Source organism: Streptomyces himalayensis subsp. himalayensis, from assembly GCF_013778455.1.
In the GTDB taxonomy this organism is placed as follows: domain Bacteria; phylum Actinomycetota; class Actinomycetes; order Streptomycetales; family Streptomycetaceae; genus Streptomyces; species Streptomyces himalayensis.
The window spans coordinates 311237-334887 of record NZ_JACEHE010000003.1; the positions used below are offsets into that span (position 1 = coordinate 311237).

General features: G+C 70.1%; 24 protein-coding genes. 7 read left to right on the forward strand and 17 right to left on the reverse strand.

What is annotated here, in order from left to right:
* Positions 1-15: 15 nt before the first annotated feature.
* The 4 genes from H1D24_RS07810 to H1D24_RS07825 form a co-directional block, all read right to left on the reverse strand.
* A complete protein-coding gene (locus tag H1D24_RS07810) occupies positions 16-438 on the reverse strand; it encodes a MaoC family dehydratase (RefSeq protein WP_181656641.1) in 423 nt (140 codons plus the stop codon).
* Positions 435-887, reverse strand: a complete 453-nt coding sequence (locus tag H1D24_RS07815) for an FAS1-like dehydratase domain-containing protein (protein ID WP_181656642.1) — start codon at positions 885-887, stop codon at positions 435-437. Before H1D24_RS07815 ends, H1D24_RS07810 begins: the two co-directional genes overlap by 4 nt.
* 85 nt (positions 888-972) lie before the next feature.
* Positions 973-1818, reverse strand: coding sequence for an enoyl-CoA hydratase-related protein (locus H1D24_RS07820; RefSeq protein WP_181656643.1), 846 nt, complete (start codon positions 1816-1818; stop codon positions 973-975).
* A gap of 4 nt (positions 1819-1822) precedes the next feature.
* Positions 1823-2314: a PaaI family thioesterase gene (locus H1D24_RS07825; RefSeq protein WP_181656644.1), complete on the reverse strand. Its 492-nt coding sequence runs from the start codon at positions 2312-2314 to the stop codon at positions 1823-1825.
* Between the two features lie 147 nt (positions 2315-2461).
* On the opposite strand from H1D24_RS07825, the gene H1D24_RS07830 reads away from it, so the two are divergent.
* The gene (locus H1D24_RS07830) at positions 2462-3673 is read left to right on the forward strand and encodes a CaiB/BaiF CoA transferase family protein (RefSeq protein WP_181656645.1); all 1212 of its coding nucleotides are present in this window, start codon (positions 2462-2464) and stop codon (positions 3671-3673) included.
* 146 nt (positions 3674-3819) lie between these two features.
* Here the strand turns inward: H1D24_RS07830 and H1D24_RS07835 are convergent, their stop codons facing one another.
* Genes H1D24_RS07835 through H1D24_RS07850 form a run of 4 tightly spaced genes read right to left on the reverse strand, consistent with a single transcriptional unit; the run spans position 3820 to position 7430 of the window.
* Complete coding sequence (locus H1D24_RS07835) at positions 3820-4575, reverse strand: SDR family NAD(P)-dependent oxidoreductase (RefSeq protein ID WP_181656646.1); 756 nt, start codon at positions 4573-4575, stop codon at positions 3820-3822.
* Positions 4575-5102, reverse strand: a complete 528-nt coding sequence (locus H1D24_RS07840; protein ID WP_309484242.1) for a nuclear transport factor 2 family protein — start codon at positions 5100-5102, stop codon at positions 4575-4577. The genes H1D24_RS07835 and H1D24_RS07840 overlap by 1 nt, the downstream gene beginning before the upstream one ends.
* A complete protein-coding gene (locus H1D24_RS07845) occupies positions 5099-6277 on the reverse strand; it encodes an acyl-CoA dehydrogenase family protein (RefSeq protein ID WP_181656647.1) in 1179 nt (392 codons plus the stop codon). Before H1D24_RS07845 ends, H1D24_RS07840 begins: the two co-directional genes overlap by 4 nt.
* Before the next feature lie 34 nt (positions 6278-6311).
* Positions 6312-7430: an acyl-CoA dehydrogenase family protein gene (locus H1D24_RS07850; protein ID WP_181656648.1), complete on the reverse strand. Its 1119-nt coding sequence runs from the start codon at positions 7428-7430 to the stop codon at positions 6312-6314.
* 109 nt (positions 7431-7539) lie between these two features.
* On the opposite strand from H1D24_RS07850, the gene H1D24_RS07855 reads away from it, so the two are divergent.
* Both H1D24_RS07855 and H1D24_RS07860 read left to right on the forward strand, forming a co-directional pair.
* Positions 7540-8361 (forward strand): enoyl-CoA hydratase/isomerase family protein, encoded by an 822-nt coding sequence (locus H1D24_RS07855; RefSeq protein WP_181656649.1) that lies wholly within the window; start codon positions 7540-7542, stop codon positions 8359-8361.
* A gap of 25 nt (positions 8362-8386) precedes the next feature.
* The gene (locus tag H1D24_RS07860; protein ID WP_181656650.1) at positions 8387-8887 is read left to right on the forward strand and encodes a MaoC family dehydratase; all 501 of its coding nucleotides are present in this window, start codon (positions 8387-8389) and stop codon (positions 8885-8887) included.
* On the opposite strand, the gene H1D24_RS07865 is transcribed toward H1D24_RS07860, so the two are convergent.
* The 3 genes from H1D24_RS07865 to H1D24_RS07875 form a co-directional block, all read right to left on the reverse strand.
* Positions 8866-10281: a family 1 glycosylhydrolase gene (locus H1D24_RS07865; RefSeq protein WP_181656651.1), complete on the reverse strand. Its 1416-nt coding sequence runs from the start codon at positions 10279-10281 to the stop codon at positions 8866-8868. The two genes, H1D24_RS07860 and H1D24_RS07865, sit on opposite strands and share 22 nt — an antisense overlap.
* A gap of 171 nt (positions 10282-10452) precedes the next feature.
* Positions 10453-12054 carry a GMC family oxidoreductase gene (locus tag H1D24_RS07870; RefSeq protein WP_181656652.1) on the reverse strand — a complete coding sequence of 534 codons (1602 nt, stop codon included), beginning with the start codon at positions 12052-12054 and terminating at the stop codon, positions 10453-10455.
* Positions 12055-12087: 33 nt separating this feature from the next.
* Entirely contained in the window at positions 12088-12966 is an 879-nt protein-coding gene (locus H1D24_RS07875) for a crotonase/enoyl-CoA hydratase family protein (RefSeq protein WP_181656653.1), read from the reverse strand.
* A gap of 77 nt (positions 12967-13043) precedes the next feature.
* On the opposite strand from H1D24_RS07875, the gene H1D24_RS07880 reads away from it, so the two are divergent.
* Genes H1D24_RS07880 through H1D24_RS07890 form a run of 3 tightly spaced genes read left to right on the forward strand, consistent with a single transcriptional unit; the run spans position 13044 to position 16055 of the window.
* Positions 13044-13841, forward strand: a complete 798-nt coding sequence (locus H1D24_RS07880; RefSeq protein ID WP_258563909.1) for an enoyl-CoA hydratase/isomerase family protein — start codon at positions 13044-13046, stop codon at positions 13839-13841.
* Between the two features lie 34 nt (positions 13842-13875).
* Positions 13876-15036, forward strand: a complete 1161-nt coding sequence (locus H1D24_RS07885) for an acyl-CoA dehydrogenase family protein (protein ID WP_181656654.1) — start codon at positions 13876-13878, stop codon at positions 15034-15036.
* The gene (locus H1D24_RS07890) at positions 15033-16055 is read left to right on the forward strand and encodes an LLM class F420-dependent oxidoreductase (protein WP_181656655.1); all 1023 of its coding nucleotides are present in this window, start codon (positions 15033-15035) and stop codon (positions 16053-16055) included. The genes H1D24_RS07885 and H1D24_RS07890 overlap by 4 nt, the downstream gene beginning before the upstream one ends.
* Before the next feature lie 27 nt (positions 16056-16082).
* Here the strand turns inward: H1D24_RS07890 and H1D24_RS07895 are convergent, their stop codons facing one another.
* The 6 genes from H1D24_RS07895 to H1D24_RS07920 all read right to left on the reverse strand — a co-directional run bounded on the left by H1D24_RS07895 (position 16083) and on the right by H1D24_RS07920 (position 22809).
* Entirely contained in the window at positions 16083-16832 is a 750-nt protein-coding gene (locus H1D24_RS07895) for a FadR/GntR family transcriptional regulator (RefSeq protein WP_309484243.1), read from the reverse strand.
* 17 nt (positions 16833-16849) lie between these two features.
* Positions 16850-17269, reverse strand: coding sequence for a Zn-ribbon domain-containing OB-fold protein (locus tag H1D24_RS07900; RefSeq protein ID WP_181656657.1), 420 nt, complete (start codon positions 17267-17269; stop codon positions 16850-16852).
* Positions 17266-18417 carry a thiolase family protein gene (locus H1D24_RS07905; RefSeq protein WP_181656658.1) on the reverse strand — a complete coding sequence of 384 codons (1152 nt, stop codon included), beginning with the start codon at positions 18415-18417 and terminating at the stop codon, positions 17266-17268. Before H1D24_RS07905 ends, H1D24_RS07900 begins: the two co-directional genes overlap by 4 nt.
* A 4-nt stretch (positions 18418-18421) precedes the next feature.
* Positions 18422-20026: an AMP-binding protein gene (locus tag H1D24_RS07910; RefSeq protein ID WP_258563910.1), complete on the reverse strand. Its 1605-nt coding sequence runs from the start codon at positions 20024-20026 to the stop codon at positions 18422-18424.
* A 38-nt stretch (positions 20027-20064) separates the two neighbouring features.
* Complete coding sequence (locus H1D24_RS07915; RefSeq protein ID WP_181656659.1) at positions 20065-21555, reverse strand: aldehyde dehydrogenase family protein; 1491 nt, start codon at positions 21553-21555, stop codon at positions 20065-20067.
* 111 nt (positions 21556-21666) lie between these two features.
* Positions 21667-22809, reverse strand: a complete 1143-nt coding sequence (locus tag H1D24_RS07920) for an acyl-CoA dehydrogenase family protein (RefSeq protein ID WP_181656660.1) — start codon at positions 22807-22809, stop codon at positions 21667-21669.
* An 85-nt stretch (positions 22810-22894) separates the two neighbouring features.
* On the opposite strand from H1D24_RS07920, the gene H1D24_RS07925 reads away from it, so the two are divergent.
* The gene (locus tag H1D24_RS07925; RefSeq protein WP_181656661.1) at positions 22895-23650 is read left to right on the forward strand and encodes an SDR family NAD(P)-dependent oxidoreductase; all 756 of its coding nucleotides are present in this window, start codon (positions 22895-22897) and stop codon (positions 23648-23650) included.
* The last annotated feature ends 1 nt before the right edge of the window (position 23651 follow it).

The following is a 23651-nucleotide window of genomic DNA, read 5'->3' on the forward strand; positions in this document are numbered from 1 at the left end:
CGCCGGCCATCCGGCTCAGGGCTCCAAGCGGACCGTCGCGGTGCCGGTGACCACCTCGGCGCCGTCCTGGTTGACGGTACGCAGGGAGAAGTGGGCGACCGGTCCGGTCGGCGTGTCCTCGATGGATTCGACGGTCGCCGTGGCGGTCAGGGTGTCGCCGGGCCAGACCTGGGCCTTGAAGCGCACCCCGAAGCGCAGCAGCGACTCGATGCCCACCCAGTCGGTGAGGACACGCCCGGTCATGCCCATCGTCAGCATCCCGTGGGCGAAGACGCCGGGATATCCGGCGGCCTCGACGGCGAACTTCTCGTCGGTGTGCAGCGGATTGAAGTCGCCGGACGCGCCGGCGTACTGCACGATCCGGGTGCGCTTCAGGTCCTCGACCAGCACGCCCTCGCGGGTCTCGCCGACCTTGATCTCATCGACGCTCAGACTCATCGGGTGTCCTTACGGGTTGCGGGGCCCTCGGGCACGACGGCCACGGTGACGGCGCTGACGACCGGCTCGCCGTCGGCGTCCCGGTACTCGGTGATGCGCTCGCTGAACAGCAGGCGGCCGGTGCGGCCCTGCTTCTCCCAGCTGCGTCCGGGGACGGTGTGCGCGTAGAGCGTCTCGCCGGCGCCCACCGGGCGGTGGTACTCGAAGTGCTGCTCGGCGTGCAGCCCTCCACCACCCTCGGCCATCACCCCGGGGCCTCGGCCGGACCCGAACCACTCCTCGCCCGGCTTGGGCCGCAGGTGGTAGTCGGGGTCATAGTGGGCGCTCGCCATGGTGAAGGTGGGCGGGGCGAGCGCGGCCTCGCCCTGGTAGGCCGGGTTCTCGTCGCCGATGGCACGGGCGAAAATCATGATGTGCCCGGCCTCGACGGGGAACGGCTGCCCTGTCATCGTCCAGTCTCCTCGATCGGTACGGCAGGTCGATACGGCAGGTCGGTATGGCAGTCGGTACGGCAGGTCAGTCGGGTCAGCCGGGTCAGTACGGCAGGAACGCGTCGCGGGTCGCCTCGTCGGGGTCGAAGTCCGGGGGCAGCCCCTCGAACTTCGGCTCGCGCTTCTCCATGAAGCTGGCCACGCCTTCGCGGAAGTCAGGCGAGCCCGCGAAGAACTCCATGGCGGAGTAGGAGCGGGCGAGGGCGTCGGTGAAGTTCCGGTCGAGGTCGCCGTACACCTGGTGGCGTACGACAGCCATGGCGCGCGGGGAGCAGTTGCGGGCGATGTCCCGGGCGTAGGCGCGTGCGGCGTCGAGCAGGTGTTCCGGTTCCACGACACGGCTCACAAGGCCGAGTTCCTTCGCCTCGTCGGCGTCGAAGACCCGGCCGGACAGCAGCAGGTCGAGCGCGTTCTCCAGGCCGATGACGCGCGGCAGCACGTACGGCATGTTGTACTCGCCGGCCAGGCCACGGCGGGTGAAGGCCGTGGTGAAGCGCGCCCCGCGGGCGGCGAAGCGGACGTCGCAGATCAGCGCCTGGACCAGGCCGATGCCCGCGCAGGCGCCGTTGATGGCGGCGATCATCGGCTTCGGCATGTTCCGCCTGCTGTACATGGGGACGCGGGCCTGGAGGTTCAGGGACTGGCCCGGCTGCGAGTTCTGCTCCAGTCGCTGGACGTCCATTCCCGGGCAGAACGCCCTGCCCGCCCCGGTGATGACCACGACACGGACGGCGGGGTCGTTCGCGGCCTCGTCCAGGAGCGCGAAGAAGCGGCGCTCCATGGGGATGCTCCATGCGTTCTTGCGTTCGGGGCGGTTGAGGGTGACGGTGGCGACGCCGTCCTTGTCGACCTCGTACAACACCAGGTCCTGGGCGGACTCCTCGGACATCACGTCACTCCTCCGTCAACGGTTCGATGGGGTCGCCGACGCCCGGCCGCTCCCCGGAGATGGTCACCACCACCTGCCCCCGGGCACAGATGCGTCCGTCGGCGGTCACGTCGACATCGGCGAAGTGCAGCCTGCGGCCACGCCTGACGCACCGCGCGTACGCGACCGCCTCCCGGCCCCGGGCGGGCGCGAGGTACTGCACCGACATCGACACGGTGCTGAGCAGACTCCCCTTCTCGAAGTCGTGCCCGGCGATCACGGCTCCCGCGCCCGCGGTGTCGATGAGCGCCGAGATCACTCCGCCGTGGAAGACGCCTTCGTGGGCGGAGAGTGCCTCGGCGTAGGGAAGCGCCACTTCGACGCCGTCCGGGTCCCAGCGAAGCACGCGCATACCGCAACCGCGGTTGAACTTGACCCCGCGCTCCCAGCGGGCCCGGAACCACTCACGGCGTTCGCGCTGTTCCTGGTCGGTGAGGGTCCTCGCCGCGACGGTCATCCGCACGCCCTCCGGTCTCGGCTGCCGCCAGCCGCTCGATATAGTTACATGATTTGGATAGTTCAGGCAATCATACGGGGGCACAGCCAAGCCGCAGATGTATTATTTATATAACTCATTCTTGCGTGTTGCAGAAGGAGGCCCTCGATGCCGTCGACCGCCCTGGCGGGGATACGCGTCCTCGACCTGTCCCGCATCCTCGCTGCACCCCTGGCCACCCAGATGCTGGCCGACCTGGGCGCAGAGGTGATCAAGATCGAGCGGCCGGGAACGGGCGACGACTCACGCGCGTACGGCCCGCCCTTCGCCGACGGCCCCGAGGGCGAGCGGACGGACACCGCCGCGTTCTACCTCTCGTGCAACCGCAACAAGCAGTCGGTCACCGTCAACCACGCCACCGCCGAGGGGCAGGCCCTGATCCGTGCCCTCGCCGCCCGGTCGGACGTCCTGGTCGAGAACTTCCGTGCCGGGACGCTGGCGAAATACGGACTCGACCACGAGAGCCTGCGGGAGGTGAACCCGCGGCTGGTCTATCTCTCCGTGACCGGCTTCGGCCAGTCCGGGCCCTATGCCCAGCGCCCCGGATACGACGGCATCTTCCAGGCCATGTCCGGGATGATGAGCGTCTCCGGACACCCCGACGAGCCGATGAAGGTCGGCGTCAGCATGGTCGACATCCTCACCGGGCTCTACGCCGCCACCGCGGTACTGGCGGCGCTGCGGCACCGGGACGCCACCGGGCAGGGCCAGTTCATCGATCTGTCCCTGCTGGACTGCGGGCTGGCCTCGCTGTCGCACTTCGCGATGAACTACCTGGTCTCCGGCGAGGTTCCCCGACGGCGCGGCAACGGCGGTTACGGCGGCATCCCGTCGCAGGCCTTCATGTGCAAGGACAGGCCGCTCTTCCTCGTCGCGGGCAACGACAAGCAGTTCGCCGCGTTCTGCGCGGCGGCCGACCGCACCGACCTGCTCCAGGACCCGCGGTTCGCCACGACCTCCGCCCGGATCACCCACCGCGAGGAGATCCTGCCGGTGCTGGAGGACATCATGCGGACGCGGACCCGGGACGAATGGCTGGCCGTACTGGACGAACACGACGTTCCGGCCGGCCCGTTCAACGAGATGCCCGAGGTCTTCGCCGACCCCCAGATCCAGCACCGGGGGATGCTGGTGGAGGTCGAGGACCCGGTGTCGGGGCGGCTGCCGCTGCTCGCCAATCCGATCCGGTTCACGGCGACTCCGGTCGAGGGGTACGCCGCGCCGCCTGCGCTGGGCGAGCACACGGCGGACGTCCTCGGCCGACTGGCCGGGGTGACGGAACATCAGCTCGCGGAGCTACGGGCGTGGGGGGTTGTGTGAGGTGGGTTGGGGGGCGCATGGCAGGTTGTTCGCCCCGCCGCCCCTACCCGTCCCATCCCCGGGGCTCCGCCCCGGACCCCGTTTCGGGGGCCGGCCCCCGGACCCCCGCTCCTCAAACGCCGGACGGGCTGAAATATCCCCCTGCCTCACCCGATCAGCGTCCGCCCACCCTCCAGCATCAGCGTCGCCCCGGTCAGATACGCCATGTCGTCGCTGACGAGCGCGGCCACCGCCCGGCCGATGTCGCCCTCCGGGTCCCCCATCCGCCCCAGCGGAATGCCCGCAAGCACGCGCTCGGCGTTCTCCGGATGCGCGGCGAAGTACGCCTCCGCCGCCGGGCTCAGCGCGGCCGGGCAGACGACGTTCACGCGGATCCCGTACGCACCCCACTCCCGCGCGGCGACCCGCGTCAGCCCCCGGATGGCCTCCTTGGCCATCGCGTACGCCGCGAACGTCGCCTCGCCCTGCACCGCCGCCGAGGAGCCGAGGTTCACGACGCTGCCACGGCTCGCCTTGAGATGGGGCAGGGCGGCCCGCATCGCATGGAACACCGCCAACGGGCCACTGCGGTACGTGAGTTCGACATCGTCGTACGACGTCTCCTCCAGCCGGCGCTGGACCGAGGTCTGCGCGTTGTTGACGAGCACGTCCAGCCCGCCGAACTCCCGTACCGTCTCGGCAACCATACGGTCGACGTCGTCCCGCTCACCCACGTCCCCGACCACCGTGTGCGCCCTCCCACCGCGCTCGGCGATCTCCCCGGCGGTGTCCTTCAGCTTGCTCTCGGTACGGCCGGTGATCACCACGGCCGCCCCCTCGGCGGCCAGCGCGAGCGCGATGCCGCGGCCCACGCCTTGCCCTCCGCCGGTGACCAGTGCTGTCTTCCCAGACAACCGTGTCATCACGTCTCCTTCCAGAAGTGTGCCCAGGAGGGAAAGGCGTCGGGCAGCGCCGGTTCGCCGGATCCCTCCCAGCCGTTGAATCCCACGGCCTGGGGGCGCTCGGTCACATCGGCCGCGTACCAGTGCTGCTCACGGCGCCGGGAGAAGTACCACTCGCCGTCCACGCGCGCGTAGTCGTCGAGGTAGCGGATGGCCATGACGATCCACCGGTCGCCCACCTCGTGTTCGGCCCGGCAGTACACGGAGCCGGTCGCGGTGTCGCGGCCGGTGAACTCGATCCGGTGGCCGCAGATCTGGTGGACCGACCGGTGGAAACCGCGGACGAGGGGCTCGATGTGCTTCCGCAGGACCTGCCGTCCCCAGCCGTGGCGCCCCATGTCCACGTCGGGCCGGAAGCAGCCGACCCAGGCGTCGAGGTCGCGCGCGTCCACGGCCAGCGCGTAGCGGACCGGCAGCTGCTGGATGGCCAGGTGCGACTCGATGCGGTCGATGCGGTGCTCCAGCGACCCGCCTTCGGCGGCGCTCACGGCCGGGGTTCCTTGGGCAGACCGAGGACCTGCTCCCCGATGATGTTGCGCTGGATCTCGCTCGACCCGCCGTAGATCGTCTCCGCGAGGGAGAGCAGGAAGGAGCGCTGCCGGGTGTCCAGGCCGTAGTCCTCGCCGACGATCTGCCCGGCGGGTCCGGCCAGCTCCATGGCGAGGTGCCCGAGCTGCTGGTGCCGGGTCGAGGCGTAGAGCTTCGCCGTGGTGGCCTGCGCTCCCGGCGCCCGACCGGCGGTCAGTTCGGCGATGGTCCGCATGTTGGTGGTGCGCATGATGCGTACGGAGATCCAGGCGTCGACGATCCGGCGGCGCAGCATGGGGTCGTCGAGCGCGCCACGTTCACGGGCCAGGTCGATCAGCGCTTCGGCTTCCCTCTCGAACGTGAGCTGCTGGGGCAGCAGCGTGGTGCCGCGCTCGATGCCGAGCGTGCCCATCGCCGTGCGCCAGCCCTGGCCGGCCTCGCCCACGACCATGTCCGCGCCGGTGCGTGCGTCGGAGAGGAAGACCTCGGCGAACTCGTCCTGGCCGGCGAGGTTGCGGATGGGCCGGATGTCCACGCCCGGCTGGTCGGTCGGGACGAGCAGCATGGTCAGGCCCTTGTGCCGCTGGGAGTCCGGGTCGGTACGGGTGAGGACGTAGAGCCAGTCGGCGTGCATGCCGAAGGAGGTCCACACCTTCTGCCCGTTGATCACCCAGTCGTCGCCATCACGCTCGGCCCGGGTTCGCACGGAGGCCAGATCGGACCCGGCGCCGGGTTCGCTGAAGCCCTGGCCCCACAGTTCCTCGACGGCGAGGATCGGGGGCAGGAAGCGCTTCTTCTGTGTCTCGCTGCCCATCTTGAGGAGCATCGGTCCTAGCAGGTCGATGGCGTTGACCGTGGCCCGGTAGGGAGCGTTCGCACGGGCGTACTCGTACTCGAAGACGATCTCCTCAAGGAGTCCCAGCCCGCGTCCGCCGTACTCCTTCGGCCAGCCGACGCCCAGCCAGTTCCCGGCTGAGAGTTCGCGGTCCCAGGCTAGGCGGACGTCCCAGGCCGCGCCGTCGGTGGGGCCGCCCACGCCCCGGTGCTCGGCGAACTCCCCCACGAGGTGGTCCGCCAGCCAGTCCCGCAGCTCGTCGCGGAAGTCGCGTACGGCGGGCCCGAAGTCCAGCTCCATACCTGCTCCTTTGCCGATGACCAGACGCCGATGATCAGATGCCGAGCCGGGCGGCGAGTAGCTCCCGGTGGTACGAGGGCGTGCCGAGCAGCACCTCGGAGCTCTTGGCACGCTTGAAGTACAGGTGCGCGGGATGCTCCCAGGTGAAGCCGATGCCGCCGTGGACCTGGATGTTGTCGCCGGCGACCAACACGTAGGCCTCCGAGCAGAAGGCCTGGGCCAGGGCCGCTGAGACGGCGATCTCGCTCTCGTCTCCCGCGTCCAGTGCCCACAGTCCGCCGTACGCGGCCGAGCGGGCGGACTCGATCTCCACGAGCATGTCGGCGCACTTGTGCTTGATCCCCTGGAACGAACCGATGGGCCGTCCGTACTGCACCCGGATCTTGGCGTACTCCACCGCGGCATCCAGGGCGGCAGCGGCTCCCCCGACCTGTTCGGCGGCCAGCAGTACGGAGGCCGTGGCGAGGGTGCGTTCGAGCACCGGCCACGCCTCACCCTCGCCGCCCAGCAGACGGGCGGGGGTGTCCGTGAACTCCACCCGGGCCTGCCTGCGGGTCTGGTCGAGGGTGGGCAGGAGCGCCCGGGTGAGGCCCGGTGCGTCGGCCTCGACCGCGAACAGGCTGATGCCGGAGGGTGTGCGGGCGGCGACCAGGAGCAGGTCGGCGACGTGTCCGTCGATGACGTAGGTCTTCACGCCGGTCAGCTGCCACCTGCCCGCCGTCTCAAGAGCGGTGAGCCGGATTCCCGGCTCGTCCCAGCGGCCGCCGTCCTCGGTGAGCGCCAGCGTGGCTATGGTCTCCCCGGACGCGATGCCCGGCAGCAGGTCGCGTCGGGCCTGCTCGTCGTCGCAGCGCAGCAGCGTCTCGGCGGCCAGGGCTACGGTGGCGAAGTACGGCCCGCACAGCAGTGCACGGCCCGCCTCCTCGAAGACGATGCCGAGGTCGATGTAGCTGAAGCCGGATCCGCCGTACTCCTCCGGTACGGCGAGTCCCTGCAGGCCGATTTCCGCGGCCATGCGCCGCCAGGCGCCGGGGTCGTAGCCCCGAGGGTCGGCGGCCAGGCGGCGCACGTCCGCCTCGCTGGAGTACTTGGTGAGGAACGACCGTACGACCTTGCGCAGTTCGTCCTGTTCCTCGCTGAAGGTGAGATCCATGCCGAGCTTCCCGTCCTCGGTGTGCCCACTCGTCGGCCCGCTTGTCGACCCACTCCACGATACAGTTAGATAATTATAGTATCCGCACTGAATCGACCAGGAGCGCGACGTGACCGATCTCTACGACCAGTTCACGAGCCTGACCTTCGAGCGGCCCGCGCCCGGCGTGCTCCGCATCGTGCTCGACGCCCCGAACCTCAACGCGGTGGATCCCCGGATGCACGGTGAACTGGCCGACATCTGGCCGGTCGTCGACCGGGACGAGCAGACCCGTGCGGTCCTGGTGCAGGGAGCGGGCAAGGCGTTCTCGGCCGGCGGGACCTTCAATTCCATCGAGGCCATGACCGAGGACTACGCGGTGCGTGCCCGGGTGATGCGTGAGGCCCGGGACATGGTGTACGGGGTGATCAACTGCTCCAAGCCGGTGGTCTCCGCGATCCACGGTCCGGCGGTCGGTGCGGGTCTGGTCATCGGGATGCTGGCGGACATCTCCATCGCCGGGCGCAAGGCGAAGATCGTCGACGGTCACACGCGCCTCGGAGTCGCGGCCGGTGACCACGCCGCCATCTGCTGGCCGCTGCTGTGCGGCATGGCCAAGGCCAAGTACTACCTGCTGACATGCGAGACGCTCACCGGCGAGGAGGCCGAGCGCATCGGGCTGGTGTCGAAGTGCGTGGACGACGAGGACGTACACGCCGAGGGCCTGCGTGTGGCGACCGCCCTGGCCGCCGGGCCCGCCAGCGCCATCAGCTGGACCAAGCGATCCCTCAACCACTGGTACCGCACGGCCCAGCCGCTCTTCGAGGCCTCTCTGGGGCTGGAGTTCTTCGGGTTCGGCGGGCATGAGGTCACGGAGGGGCTCGCCGCCCACCGGGAGAAGCGTGCCCCGGACTTCGAGGGCGTGGGCAGCAAGCACCCGCTCGACCTGTGACGCACGGATGCATGAGGAGACCGCTATGACACACGAGGACACCACCACCGAGATCCCTCCGCTGGTCCGAGGGATGACATACGAGGAGATGCCGAAGGGGCAGATCTTCCGGACCGCCCGCCGCACCATCACCGAGACCGATCTGGTCAACTTCATCACCTGGGGTGGCTTCAACGAGCCGCTCTTCTGGGACGCCTCGCACGCCGCGGACGGCGGTTACACCGGCCGGCTGGTGCCGGGGGCGCTGACGTACTGCATCGCCGAAGGGCTCGTGCTCCAGACGAACGTGCTGCACGGCACGGGCCTCGCCTTCCTCCACATGGAACTGACCGTGCAGGGCCCGGTGTACGTCGGCGACACCCTGTACGCCATCGTGGAGACGACGGACTCCCGCCCGTCCAGCAAGCCCGGCCGAGGCGTGGTGACCAGCCGGATCACCGTACGCAACCAGCGGGACGAGGACGTGCTCGTCTACACCCCGGTGCGGCTGATCCGGGGCAAGGACTACGGGGCTCCGACGCTCTGACCCCGGGGAGCGGCCGGCACCAGGGTCAGTCCCGCTGCCGGTCCTCCGCCGGGTACGACGGCATCGGCGAACGCTCCTCGGTGCATCCAGTCGGACGGCATCGGGGGGCGCGGTGGGGGCTCATGGTCCGGCACCGCCATCGAGTAGAGGCGGGTGTAGCGGAACTTCGCCTCCAGGTTGTCGAGCACCGACCAGTACTCGTAGGCGCACACGTTCACACCGCACGAGACGACCTGGGCCAGCCAGGACAGCCTGGCGCGCAGCAGGGTCCGGCGGCGAGTGTCGTCGCTGTGCCCCGTCTCGTCGACCAGGTCGAGATCACCCATGCCGTTGTCGATGACGGACAGCGGCGGCAGAAGGTCTCCGTACAGCTCGTGGAGGCCGGCGACGGCATCGGCGAGCGCCTCGGGGAGGATGGGCCAGCCGTACGCCGTCGTCTCCACGTCGTCGAAGGGGACGATCGCGAAACCGAGGCGCGCGAGCAGGCGGTTCACCTCGTTGAGGGCGCTCAGGCACTTCGTGGTCGGCAGTACGCGGGGCAGGTTCTCCGGTGCGGTGACGCGGAAGGGGGTGTGCCAGGACAGACCCAGCAGGTCCTGTGCGGTCGCGATGATCTCCAGGTCGCCGGGGCGTACGCAGCCGGTGGCCTCGACCGGTGAGACGTCGTCCTCGGTCACCATGTGCTCGCCGAGCAGCATAGGGTCCAGGAAGAGGCGGTTGGTCCAGCTTTCCAGGCGCTCAAGAGCGAGGCGGTCGAAGGGGTCGTCGGTGGCCGTGTATCCGCCGACGAGTGTGACCGTGGTCCCGATCCGGCCGCTCGCGCCGGCAGCCCTGAGGGCCCGGACCGCCAGGCCGTTGGCGAGCAGGATGTGGTGGACCGCGGGCAGCCCCGCCCGGCCGATGCCCCCGCCCGGGCCGTACATGCCCGCCACGTGATCGGCGAGCGTGGGCCCGGCCAGGTCCGTAGAGGTGATCCAGCGCTCCACCCGGTCCCCGAAGCGGCGGCCCATCTCGGCGGCGTACGCGGCGAAGTGCTCGGCGGTGTCGCGGGCGAGCCAGCCGCCGGAGGCGTCCAGCCAGGGCGGCAGTGACCGGTGGAGCAGCGTGAGGCTGGGCCTCACACCGTTCTCGAGCATGAAGTCGAGCGCGCGGTCGCAGCGATCCAGGGCGTCACGGTCCCAGGTGCCGGGGCCGTCAGGCTGGAGCTGCTGCCATCCGGCGACCATCCGGTGCGATTCCGTGGTGGCGCCCACCACGTGCCGGATGTCGTCGGTCCACTGCCGGAAGTGCCCGCCCCTCTCCGGCAGGGGCGGCGCGGGAGCCGCGATGGCGTCCGCGGTGGCGACTCCCCAGTCGACACCGCGGAAGGATTCGTGCAGAAAACCATCGCTCATGGTCACCGTCCAGGCGATGAATGGTTTAGCGCATTCAACTGAATGCCCGCCGACCGGACGCTAACACTGCGGGGACGCTACGACAATGTTTCGGTCAGATCTCGTCAGTCCGTACAGTCGGCGTCTCGGCCTGCGTCGCAAGTGCGGCGATGACGTCGGCGGCGGCCTCGGTCACGCCGTCCCGAGGATGAGGTCGGACGCTCGCCAGGCCATGGCCATGATCGGCGCGTTGAGGTTGCCGGACACCATGATCGGCATGACCGAGCAGTCGACGACCCGCAGGCCCTCGACGCCGCGCACGCGCAGCTGAGCGTCGACGACGTCGTCCTCGGCCGGGCCCATGGCGCAGGTCCCGACGGCGTGGTAGCCGCAGCGCCCGTGCTCGAGGCCGGCGTCGATGATCTCCTGGTCCTCCCGTACCGCGGGGCCCGGTAGCGTCTCGGCCGTGATCCGAGCGGCGATCGGCTCGGTTTCGAAGAGGTCCCGCATCCTGCGGAAGAGAGCGGTCCCCACAGCGCGGTCGTGATCGGAGCCGTAGTAGTTCGGCGTGATCGTGAGGGGCGCTTCGGGGTCGGCCGAGGTGATGTGCAGGCTCCCCTCGGCGGTGGGCCGCAGGATGTAGCCGAGGCCCATCACCCCGGGCTCGCGCTCGACGCCCGTCTCCTTACCGGGGACCTCGGGCAGGAGAGAGACCGGCGCGATCAGCAACTGCGCGTCGGGGCGCGCGAGCTCGGCACGGGTCTTGAAGAAGGCGATGACGTCGAAGGCGGGAGCGGCCAGTGGTCCGCGGCGGGTCGCGAGGTACTTCATGCCCGTCAGGCCCTGCCGCAGCGGCGTGCTCAGTGCCTTGTTGTAACCGAGGTTGTGCTTCAGGCGGTACTGGACGACGAAGCAGCGGTGCTCGCGCATCCTGCCGCCGACGTGCGGGCTGTCGACGAGGACGTCGACGCCCGCGGCCTTCAGCGTCTCCGCCGGGCCTATGCCTGAGAGCTGAAGGATCTTCGGCGTGGCGATGCTGCCCGCAGAGAGGATCACCTCGCGTCGGGCGCGGAAGTCGGCCTCCCGGCCCTTGCTGCGGGCGCGTACGCCCACGGCCCTGCCGTTCTCCGTCAGGACTCTCGTCACGAGGGTGTCCACGGACACGGTCAGGTTCGGCCGGTGCTCGACCGGGTGCAGGAAGGCACGGGCGGCACTGAACCGCTGTCCGTTCTTGATGGTGGCCATGGTGTAGCCGATGCGTTCGTCGTCGCTCGCGTTGAGGTCGTCGGTGCGGCTCCAGCCGAGTCCGGTCCCGGCGGCGATGGCCTCTTCGCACAGCGGCTCGGGCTTCCGCGCGGTGGAGACGTGCAGCGGCCCGCCCTTGCCCCGGACTTCGGAGGCGCCGAGTGCGTTGTCCTCGATCTTCTTGAAGACCGGGAGCATCGTGTCCCAGCCCCAGCCTGGGTTGCCGAGCCGCTCCAGCTCGTCGTAGTCGGCGCGGTCACCGCGGTTGTAGACCATGCCGTTGACGGAGCTCGATCCGCCGAGTGTCCTGCCCCGGACCCAGTGCTCGACCCGGCGTGTCGGACCCACCGGCTCTACGGGGTAGCGCCAGGCGAACCGGGGATCCCCCAGGAGCTTGCCGAAGCCCTTGGGCATCTTGATCAGCGGGGTGGTGTCCCTGCCGCCCGCCTCGATCAGCAGCACGGACGTCCTGGGGTCCTCTGAGAGGCGGTGGGCGAGCACGCATCCCGCCGAGCCGGCGCCCACCACGATGTAGTCGAACGTTGTCATCAATTCCCCCTGTTCCAGCTGTTCCAGTGATGCCTACTCGCCGAAGGGCCGGAACTCCTCCTCCGGCCACCAGGGGTAGATGGCCGGCATGTCCTTGCTGACCCGGCCCGGAAACGCGGGCGGACGCTTGGCGAGGAACGACTCGATGCCCTCCGTGGGGTCCGGGCCGCCGCCGATCTGGCTCATGATCCGCGAGTCGAGCCGGTGCGCGGTCATCGGGTGGGGCTCGCCCAGCATCCGCCACATCATTTGGCGGGACAGGGCGACCGAGATCGCCGAGGTGTTCTCGGCGATCTCCCGGGCGAGTTCGTACGCCGCCGACAGAAGTTCCTCCGGCGGGTGGACGGAACGGACCAGCCCGGCCGCCAGAGCCTCGTCGGGGCCGAAGACACGGCCGGTCGCCACCCATTCCATGGCCCGCTGCATGCCCACGGCCCGCGGCAGGAACCAGCTCGCGGCGGACTCCGGAACGATGCCGCGCCGCGCGAAGACGAAGCCGAACTTCGCCGATGTCGAGGCCAGCCTGATGTCCATGGGCAGGGTCATGCTGGCCCCGACGCCCGCCGCCGGGCCGTTGATGGCCGCGATCACCGGCTTGGTGCAGGAGAAGATCCGCAGCGCGACCCGGCCGCCGGTGTCCCGGTGCCAGGCACCGGCCTTGCGGTGGTCGAAGGACGAGCCACCGGAGCTGACGTCGGCACCCGCGCAGAAGCCGCGACCGGCGCCGGTCACCACGACCACGCGGACCTCGTCGTCGGCGTCGGCCGCGTCCAGGACGTCGAGCAGGTCCCGCATCATCTGCGGGTTGAAGGCGTTCAGCTTCTCGGGCCGGTTGAGGGTGACGGTGAGGATCCCGTCCACCGCCTCGGCCCGCACGGTCTCGTACTCTCGCTCGTACTCCTGCTCCGGCATACGCGTCCTCCGTCACCCCACGAGCTGGTTCTCAGAAAGCTGAATTAGTTATACCATTCAACTCTACTGACTGAGTCATGCCTACGGCGGTTGAGAGGACGGATCTGATGGCGGATCTGGTGGTGACGGCCGTCGGGCCGGTCCGGCTGGTGGAGCTGAACCGGCCGGAGCAGCGGAACGCGATGAGCGATGAGCTGCATGCCGGCCTCGCGTCGGTGTGGGACGGCCTCGCCGCCGACCCGGAGGCGCGCGTGGTCGTGCTCACCGGGCGCGGCCGGGCGTTCAGCGCCGGCGGCAACCTCGACACCATGACGCGGGTCCAGCGCGACAGCGCCTACCGGGAGCAGCAGGTCGACGAGGCCCGCCGGATCATCACCGGCATGGTCCGCTGCCCGCTCCCCGTGATCGCGGCGGTCAACGGTCCCGCCGTGGGCCTCGGCTGCAGCCTGGCCCTGCTGAGCGACCTGGTGCTGATCGCCGACGACGCCTACATCGCCGACCCGCACGTCCAGGTCGGGCTCGTCGCGGGCGACGGCGGCGCCTACGTCCTGCCGTTGCTCGTCGGCCTGACTCGGGCGAAGGAGCTGCTGTTCCTCGGCGACCGGGTGAGCGCCGAGGACGCGGTCCGGCTGGGTATCGCCAACCGTGCCGTGCCCAAGGACAAGCTCTTGGACGAGGCCATGGACCTGGCCGGTCGGCTGGCCGCCCTGCCCGTGCAGTCGCTGCGCCAGACCAAGCTGGCGGTGAACCGGCACCTGGAACAGGCCCTCGACACCGTGATGGAACCGGCCCTGCTCGCCGAGCGGGACACCATGCATGGGCCGGACCACATCGCCGCCGTCGAGCGGATCATGGCCTCGCGCGGCCGTCGCTGAGCCCGAGAGAAGTTCGGGAGAGGAGTACACGGCAATGGACTTCGCGTTCAGTGACGAGCACGAGGAACTGCGGCGCACGGTGAGGGCGTTCCTGGCGGACACTTCGCCGGAGAACGAGGTACGGCGCCTGATGGAGACCCCGGAGGGCTTCGACCGGGCGCTGTGGCGCCGGATGGGGACGGAGCTCGGTCTCCAGGGACTGGCCGTTCCCGAGGAGTACGGCGGCGCCGGGTGCGGACCGGTCGAAGTCGGTGTGGTCATGGAGGAGATGGGCCGGGCGCTGCTGTGCGCGCCGTTCCTTTCCTCGGCGGTGCTGGCGACCACCACACTGCTGCGCTGCGACGACGAGGACGCCCGCAAGCGGCTGCTGCCGGGGCTGGCCTCCGGCGAGCTCGTGGCGACGCTGGCCCTGACCGAGGACTCGGCCCGCTGGGACGCCGAGGCGGTGCAGCTCACGGCCCGTGAATCGGCGGGGTGCTGGCTGCTGACCGGGCACAAGACATTCGTACTCGACGGCGCCACCGCCGATGTGGTCCTCACCGTGGCCCGCACCCGCGACGGCATCGGAGTGTTCTGGGTGGACGGCGACGCGGCCGGGCTGACACGGGAGCCCCTGCCCACGATGGACCCCACCCGGCGGCAGGCACGCCTCGACTACCACGACGTACGGGCGACCCGACTGCGTACGCACGGCGACGGCTGGGACCTGGTGTCGGAGGTGCTCGACCGGGCTGCGGTGGCGCTGGCCGCCGAGCAGGTAGGGGTGGCCTCTCGCGCGCTCGACATGGCGGTGGAGTACGCCAAGGTACGGCACCAGTTCGGGCGGGCCATCGGGTCCTTCCAGGCCGTCAAGCACCTTCTGGCCGACGTCCTCCTCGAGGTGGAGTCGGCCCGCGCCGCCGCGCACTACGCGCTGCTCGCGGCCGAGGGCGACGACCGGGAGCTGCCCGCCGTGGCGAGCCTGGCCAAGGCGTTCTGCTCCGACGCCTGCGTGCAGGCCGCGGCGGAGAACATCCAGGTCCACGGGGGCATCGGCTTCACCTGGGAACACCCGGCCCATCTGTATCTGAAGCGGGCCAAGACCTCACAACTGCTGTTCGGCGACCCGGCGTACCACCGGGAACGGCTCGCACAGCGCATCGGCATGGGCATGGGCATGGGCATGGGCATGGACACAGTCGGAGGAACGGCATGAAGGTCGACGGCAAGCTCAATGTGTGGGGCACCGCCGAGGTGGTCGAGGAGGCCCGGCATCACGAGAAGGCCGGCTACGACGGCCTGTGGGCCTCGGAGTCCAAGCACGACCCCTTCCTGCCGCTGCTGCTCGCGGCCGAGCACACCGACCGCCTCGAGGTCGGTACGGCCATCGCGGTGGCCTTCGCCCGCTCCCCTATGCAGCTCGCGTACACCGCGCACGACCTGCAGACCTACTCCGGCGGGCGCTTCGCGCTCGGCCTCGGCAGCCAGATCAAGCCGCACATCGAGCGGCGCTTCTCCATGCCGTGGAGCCGGCCGGCGGCTCGCATGCGGGAGTACGTGAGCGCGCTGCGCGCCATCTGGGCCGCCTGGAACGAGGGCGAGAAGCTCGACTTCCGCGGCGACTTCTACACGCACACGCTGATGGCGCCGTTCTTCTCCCCGCCGCCCGCCACCGGTGGCGCGCCGAAGGTCTACGTCGCCGCCGTCGGGGAGGCGATGACCAAGGTGGCGGGCGAGGTGGCGGACGGGCTGCTCGCGCACGGCTTCACCACCGAGCGGTATCTGCGGGAGGTCACCCTGCCGACCGTCGAAGCCGGTCTGGTGCAGTCCGGCCGTACGCGGGCCGATTTCTCCGTCTCCCATCTGCTGCTGACCGCGACGGGCCGGACCGAGGAGGAGATGGCCCGCGCGGTGGACGGCACCCGGCGTCAGATCGCCTTCTACGGCAGCACCCCTGCCTATCGCGGCGTCCTGGAGCTGCACGGCTGGGGCGAACTCGGCGACGAGCTGAACGCGTTGTCGAAGTCCGCGCGCGAGGACAAGTGGGAGGCGATGGGCCGGCTCGTCGACGACGACGTACTGCACACCTTCGCGGTGGTGGCGGAGCCGGAGCGCGTGGCGGCCGAGATCCACCGCCGGTACGGGACGCTGGTCGACCGCGTGTCGTTCTACACCGCGTACGAGATCGACGCCGAGGTGTGGGAGCCCATCGTGCAGGAGCTGCGGAGCAGCTGACGGGACCGGCGGGGCAGTTGACGACGGTCAGCCGAGCAGGTCCAGGACGGTCGTCATGGACCTGTTCTGCAGCAGGTAGTCCTCGGCCTCCTGAAGGTGGACGCGCCACAGGTCCTCGGCGGCCTCGGCCCTGCGGGCGGCCACCAGGTCGACGAGCGCCGCATGGGCGCGGAAGCCCCTGCGGTTGGCCCGTATGTTCTCGGGGCTGCCGGCGTCGAGGTCGACATGGGACCAGTTCGCCTGGTCGATGATGTGCCGGACCATGCCGTTGAGGACGCTCAGCGTCTGATTGCCCGCCAGTTCGACGACGAGGGCGTGGAACTCCATATGGGCGCGGATGAAGGCCGACGGATCGTCCATGAGCCCCTCGGCCTCGGCGACCGCGTCCCGCAACCGCTCCAGGTCCTCGTCCGTGCGCCGCTCGGCCAGCAGGCCGGCGCACGGCGCCTCGATCACCGTGCGTGCGTCGTAGACGTCCTTGAGGGTCGTGCCCCGGTATTCCAGCACCACTCCCGCGTAGCGGGCCGCCACCGTGCCTTCCGGGACCTGCACCCGCGCCCCGCCCCGGGCGCCCCTGCGCACGCTGATCAGCGACTCCGACTCCAGCACCCGGAACGCCTCGCGCAGCGTCGGCCGTGAGACGGCGAACTCCGCCATCAGCGCCGTCTCGGCCGGCAGCGCATCCCCCTCCGCCAGCTCCCCGCGCACGATCTTGCGGCGCAGCTGTGCCGCCACCAGCTCGGCCATCTTGGGGACCCGTACCGGCGTGTTCGCCACCGCGCCCACCTCCGCCCTCATTCGGTTGTCGGTCGCTCGGGTCTCGTGTCCGGAACGAAGTACGGCAGCGTGATCTCGTCCGTGAACGGCCGGAAGTCCACGCGTACGCGCATGCCGATGACGACGTCGTCCGGATCGCCGGCGTCGACATGGGAGAGCAGGGTGGCGCCGTCGTCCAGGTCGATCACGGCGAGCGCGAACGGCGTGTCGAAGCCGGGGCCGGGTGCGCGGTGGACGACGGTCACCGAGTAGACGGTGCCCCGGCCCGCGCTGGGCACGTACCGCCAGTCCCGCGACATGCATCCGGGGCAGGCGGGCTCGGGTACGAAGAAGCGCAGGTCGCAGGACGGGCAGTAAGGGATGACCAGGTCGCCGCCGCGGGCAGCCTCCCAGAAGGGCTCGGAAAGCGAGGTGGGGACGGGTACGGGCCGGCTCATCGCATCCTCCCCAGCACGCTCATCTCGTAGTGCTGCGCCCCCGACCCGGCGTTGCCCACCACCGCGAGGTCCGCGCCCTCGACCTGGTGCACCGCACTGCCGCGCAACTGCCGTACGGCCTCGACGACTTTCAGCGTCATCTGCTGCGTCCCGTTCCACGCGTACGACAGACAGCCGCCGTCCGGATTGACGGGATGCTTGCCGCCCACGGCGATCGCGCCACTGGCGGCCAGTGGTCCGCCCTCTCCCTCGTCACACACACCAAGTACCTCCAACTGCCTGATGATTTCGAAGGAGTTGGGATCGTAGAGGGCGAAGACGTCCACGTCCTGCGGGCCGATTCCGGCCATGGCGTAAGCCCGGGTGGCGGCGTCCCGGCCGAGCTGCCCGACCTCTCGGTACAGCGCCGGGTTGGCGTACGCGGACTGGTGGTACTCCATCCCGCCGCCCAGTACGGCGACGGCCGGGTGCGGCAGGTCGCGGGCCCGTTCGGCGGTGGTCACCACGAGTGCGGCCCCGCCCTCGCCGACGATGCAGCAGTCCAGTAGGTGGAACGGTGTGGCCACCATGCGGGAGGCGAGCACGTCGTCGGCGGTGTACGGGCCGCGCCCGTACATCATCGCCTCCGGGTTCGTGGTGCCGTTGTTGCGGATCGTGGCGGCGACCTCCGCGAGCTGACGGGACGTCGTCCCGTACTCGTGCATGTGCCGGGCCGCCACCAGCGCGAACTGGGCGACGACATAGCTGCCCCACACGTCGGCGAACTCCAGCGGCACACCGGCCCCGACGGGTCCCGCTCCGCGCGAGACCAGCTTGCAGCCGCCGACCACGACGGTGTCGGCGAATCCGGCGCGGACCGCTGCCGCCGCCTTCAGCAGTCCCCGGGAGCCCGCGTTGTCGAGCATCGAGTCGCTGGTCCAGCGCAGGTCCCGGCCGAGCACGCGCGCCCAGGAGCTGCCCTCACCGGGTACGCCGCCGGGGCCTGGCCAGTCGACCTGGGCCCCGTCGACGTCCGCCGGAGTCAGCCCGGCGTCCTCGATCGCGCCGCGCACCGCCTCGAGGGCGAGATCCATGGCATCGCGGGCCGGGAGCGAGAGCGCCTGCTCGGTGGCGTACACGCCGACGACCACAGGCTGGCGACCGTTCACGAAGTCACCGTCCCGCGCCCAGCGTGTCGCCGCCGGGATAGCCACCGCCGCCGAAGCGCTCGTCGAGCGCCTCGTAGTCCTTGGCGAAGTCCTTCGTGCGCGGCAGTGCGTCGACGAACTCCACCGTCTTCGGTTTCTTGTACGAGGCGATACGGGCGCGGCAGTGCTCGATGACGTCCTCGGCCGTGACCGGCTCGGCGTCCTGGTGGAGCACCACGACGGCCTTGACGTCCTGAGCCCAGCGCTCGTTGGGCACGCCGATCACGGCGGCTTCCCTGACGGCCGGGTGCGACTCGATGCAGTTCTCGACCTCGGCCGGGAAGATGTTCTCGGCCGCGGACTTGAGCATGCGGGTCGTCGTCCCGAGGAAGCTGATCGTGCCGTCGGGCTCGCGCCGTCCGAGGTCGGTGGTGTGCCACCAGCCGAAGCGGAAGCGCTCCTCGTTGATCTCGGGGCGGTTCCAGTAGCCGAGGTGCACGAGGTCGCCGCGGACGCAGATCTCGCCGGCCTCGCCGACCGCGCACTCCTTGCCGGTGCTGTCCAGGATGCGTACGGCGGTGAAGGGGCCGGGGCGTCCCGCGTTGCCGGTGCCCGTGCCGCCGTAGGCGCCGGTCACGGCGAATCCGGTGACCTCGGTCTGCCCGTAGCCGCGGCCCTCGCCGCCGCCGTTGCGGGTGAACCGGCTCTGGTCGGTGGGAACGGTGCCCTGCCACAGCGGGGCGGCGACGCTCGCCCGCAGGTGGGACAGGTCGTGGCCCGCCTCGCGGTTCAACGCGACGAGTTGCGCGATGGTCGGGGGCATCAGATACGCGTGGGTGCACTGCTCCGCCGCCAGCAGCGGGAGCAGTTCCTCGGCGATCACGCGGCGGACGATGACGTTCTTGCCGCCGTGGACGAAGGCCGGGACTCCCCAGAACTGGTAGTTGCCTATGTGGAACATCGGTCCGGCGCCGAGGAAGGCGGTCTCCTGGCCGATGTCGCCCATCCAGGCGGCGCTCGCGCCCATCGCGAGGAGGTTGCGGTGCGAGAGCATCGATCCGGACTGCCGCCCGGAGATCGCCGCGGTGTAGATGACCAGGAGCGCGGAGTCCGGGTCGACGTCCAACGCCGGGTCCTCGGGCGAGCCGGATACCAGGAAGGACTCGTAGGTGTCCGGGCCCTCTGCGTCGTGCTGCAGCCACAACGCCCGGTGGTCGCTGCCCAGCTCGGCCCGGGCCTTGCTGACCGTGTCGCCGATCTCCTCGTCCTGCCAGACGATGACGCGGGGGTCGAAGTCCTCGACGGCGAACGCCATTTCGGGGGCGGCCCAGCGCCAGTAGCCGGGACAGACCATGGCGCCGATCTTCCCGGCGGCGCCGAGCAGCTCCCAGATGCGGAAGGAGTTCTGCCCCAGCCACAGGATCCGGTCGCCGGGACCGACGCCCGCGTCCGTCAGGGCATGGGCGAGCCGGTTGGTGCGCTCGTCGAGCTGCGGCCAGGTCAGGCGAACGTCGCCGTCGACGAGGGCGATGCCGTCGGGGTAGGACCTTCGGTGCTCACGGATGATGTCGCCGAACGTCATGCGGCGGGCGCGGGGGTTCGGGGGGTAACCCCCGGGAGAACTCAGCATGCGGTTGGCTCCCAAGGCTTCGAAAGGGGGGTGCGCCGTCAGACGCGACTGATGCCCACGCCCTTGACGTTGATGAACTCGTCCAGACCGGCTTTGCCGCCCTCCCGGCCGAACCCGCTGATCCCGACGCCGCCGAACGGCGTGGCAGGCGAGGTGATGGGGTTCGGACCTGGGTTGACGTAGACCGTCCCGGCCTTCAGCCGCGGCACCAGGCGGTTGACGCGCGCGATGTCGCGGGACTGGATGTAGGCGGACAAACCGTACTCGGTGTCGTTGGCGAGCGCGACGGCCTCGTCCTCCGTGTCGAACGGGGTGATGGCCAGAACCGGACCGAAGATCTCCTGCTGCGCGAGGTCGCTGCGGTTGTCCACGTCCGCGAAGACGGTCGGGGACACGAAGTACCCGTCGGAGTCGATGCGATCACCGCCGAACACGAGCCGTCCCGCACCGCCCTCGACCGCCTTGTCGATCACGCCCTGCACGCGGTCGCGGGCGGCTTCGTTGATGAGCGGTCCGATGTACGTGGCGGTGTCGAGCGGGTCACCGACGGGCAGGTGGGCTACGACTCCGGCGACGCGCGCGACGACCTCGTCGTAGATGGGACGCTCGACGAGCAGCCGGGTGGGCAGCGCGCAGCCCTGGCCGGTGTTGCTCATGGCGAAGGCCGCGCAGTACGGCACGACGGTGTCCAGGTCGGTGTCGGCGAAGAGCAGGTTGGCGGACTTCCCGCCCAGCTCGAAGACGACCGGTTTGAGGCTCAGCGCGGCGTCCGCCATGATGCGGCGCGCGGTGACGGGCCCGCCCGTGAAGGAGATCTTGTCCACGCCTGGGTGGGTCACCAGGGCCGCACCCGCGTCGCCGAGCCCGGTGACGACGTTGATGACGCCTTCGGGGATGCCCGCCTCGCGGGCGAGGTCGGCGAAGAGCAGTGCGGAGAACGGCGTGGATTCGGCCGGTTTGATGACCACGGTGTTTCCGGCGGCGAGCGACGGCGGGACCTTCATCGCCAGGGACAGTGCGGGCGAGTTCCAGGTGATGATGTGGCCGATGACGCCGTACGGCTCGGCGATGGTGTACTCGACGTTCTCGTGCGGGCTGTAGGCCGCGCCGACCATGCCCTCGATCTTGTCGGCCCAGCCGGCGTAGTACTCGGTCCACTCGGCGACGTGCGGCCCGACGTTCTCCGCCCAGCCGCCTATGCAGACGCCGTTCTCGAGCGGGCAGATCGCCGCGAAGTCGGGGATGTGGTCGCGGAGCAGCCCGGCGAAGCGTGTGAGCAGCCGGCGGCGTTCGGCGGGCCGCATAGGGGCCCACACCTCGAAGGCCTGGCGTGCGGCTGCCACGGCCCGGTCCACCTCGGCCGCGCCCGCGAGCGGGACGTGCGCCTGGACCAGACCGGTCGCCGGGTTCCTGTGCTCGTAGAGTCCGCCGCTCGCGTCGGTGACGTCCTTGCCGCCGATGACCAGCCGTGGTCGCGGCAGGTCGTGCTCGGCCCTGTCCTGGTGCAGCTTCACATCAACCGTGACCACGGATGCCTCCTCGAACCCGTCCGGCGCCGTCCGCTCATCCTCAACGGGAAATAGCTAACCTATTTAACCCAAGGTAGTCAATGGATTGCGCGGACCTCGAGACACACCGGATCACAGCCCCAGCGACCGCCCGATGATCTCCTGCATGATCTCCGACGTTCCGCCGAACACCCGCTGGACCCGGCTGTCCCGCCAGATGCGTGCGATCTCGTACTCGTTGACGTAGCCGTAGCCGCCGAAGAGCTGCATGCAGCGGTCGACGACCTCCCAGCCGGTCTCGGAGGTCCAGTACTTGGCCGCGGCGGCCTCTTCGGCCGTCAGCTCGCCCTGGGAGAGAGCCATGATGCAGCCGTCCAGATAGACGCGGGCGGCACCCAGCTTGGCCTTGATGTCCGCGAGGGCGAACCTGTTGGCCTGGAACTCGCCGATGGGCTGACCGAACGCGGTACGGGTCTTGGCGTACTCCAGCGCCAGCTCGAAGGCCCGCTCGGCCGAGGCGAGCGAAGCGACGGCGATGGCGAGCCGCTCGGTCGGAAGGTTGCCCATCATGTGGTAGAAGCCGCGCCCTTCCTGCCCGATGAGGTTCTCGGCGGGGACGCGCACCTCGTGGAAGAAGAGTTCGGCGGTGTCCTGGGCCTTCATTCCGACCTTGTCGAGCTTGCGCCCCCGCTCGAAGCCCTCGGCGTCGCGCTCGACGACGATCAGGCTGATGCCCTTGTGCCCGGCGTCGGGGTCGGTCTTACAGGCGACGATGACCAGGTCGGCCAGGATGCCGTTGGTGATGAAGGTCTTGGATCCGTCGATCACCCACTCGTCGCCGTCCCGGCGGGCGGTCGTGCGGATGCCCTTGAGGTCGGATCCTGCGGCCGGCTCCGACAGTGCGAGCGCGCAGATCGTCTCGCCGCTCACCACTCCGGGGAGCCAACGGGCCTTCTGCTCGGGAGTGGTGAGGTGCGTCAGATAGGGCGGGATGACGTCGTTCTGCAGCCCGAGTCCGATGCCGACCGAGCCGGTGGCATGCATCTCCTCCGCCATGATGGCGTTGTACCGGAAGTCCCAGATCCCCTGTCCGCCGTACTCCTCCGGGAACTGCCAGCCGATGAGTCCGGCCTTGCCCGCGGCCGCCCACGCGGCCCGGCTCACCTGGCCGTCACGCTCCCACTGCTCGGCATACGGGGCGCATTCGCGCAGGTAGTACGTGCGGGCGGTCTCCCGGAACAGCTCGTGCTCCTCGGTGAAGATCGTACGGCGCATGCTCGGCTCCACTCGTAGATCTCGCTTATTTAGCTGAAGTAGTTATACGATAGCTCTGTATCGGGACCTGGGCGAGGGAGGGCGCGTGAGCGTACGGGACAAGGTGGCACTCGTCACCGGAGCGGGCCGGGGCATCGGCGAGGCGATCGCCGATGCACTGGCCGCCGCCGGAGCCTCGGTCGCCGTCTGCGACGTGGACGCGGAGGCCGCCGGGAAGGTCGCGGCACAACTTGCGGAACGGTACGGGGTGCGCGCCATGGGTGTGGGCGCGGACATCTCCGACAGCGCGGCTGTACGCGCCGCCGTGGCGCGGGTGACCGCGGAACTCGGCCCGGTGGACGTCCTGGTCAACAACGCGGCCGTCGATGTCATCGGCCGGTTCGTCGACAGCACCGAGGACACCTGGGACCGGATCATCTCCGTCAATCTGCGCGGCACCATCACGATGACCCGGGCCGTGCTCGACTCGATGATCGAGCGCGGAGGCGGCCGGATCATCCACATCGCCTCGGATGCCGGCCGGGTCGGCTCGTCCGGCGAGGTGGTGTACTCCGCGACGAAGGGCGGCGTCATCGCCTTCGGCAAGGCGCTGGCCCGCGAGGTCGCCCGGCACGGCATCACAGTGAACAGTGTCTGCCCGGGGCCGACCGACACGGCGCTGCTCGGCCAGGTCGCCGAGTACAGCCAGAAGATGTACGACGCCACCGTACGGGCGATCCCGCTGCGCCGCGTCGCCCAGCCGGGCGAGATCGCCGGTGTGGTGGCCTTCCTCGCGTCCGACGACGCCGCCTATATGACCGGGCAGACGCTCTCGGTCAGCGGCGGCCTCACGATGGTCTGAG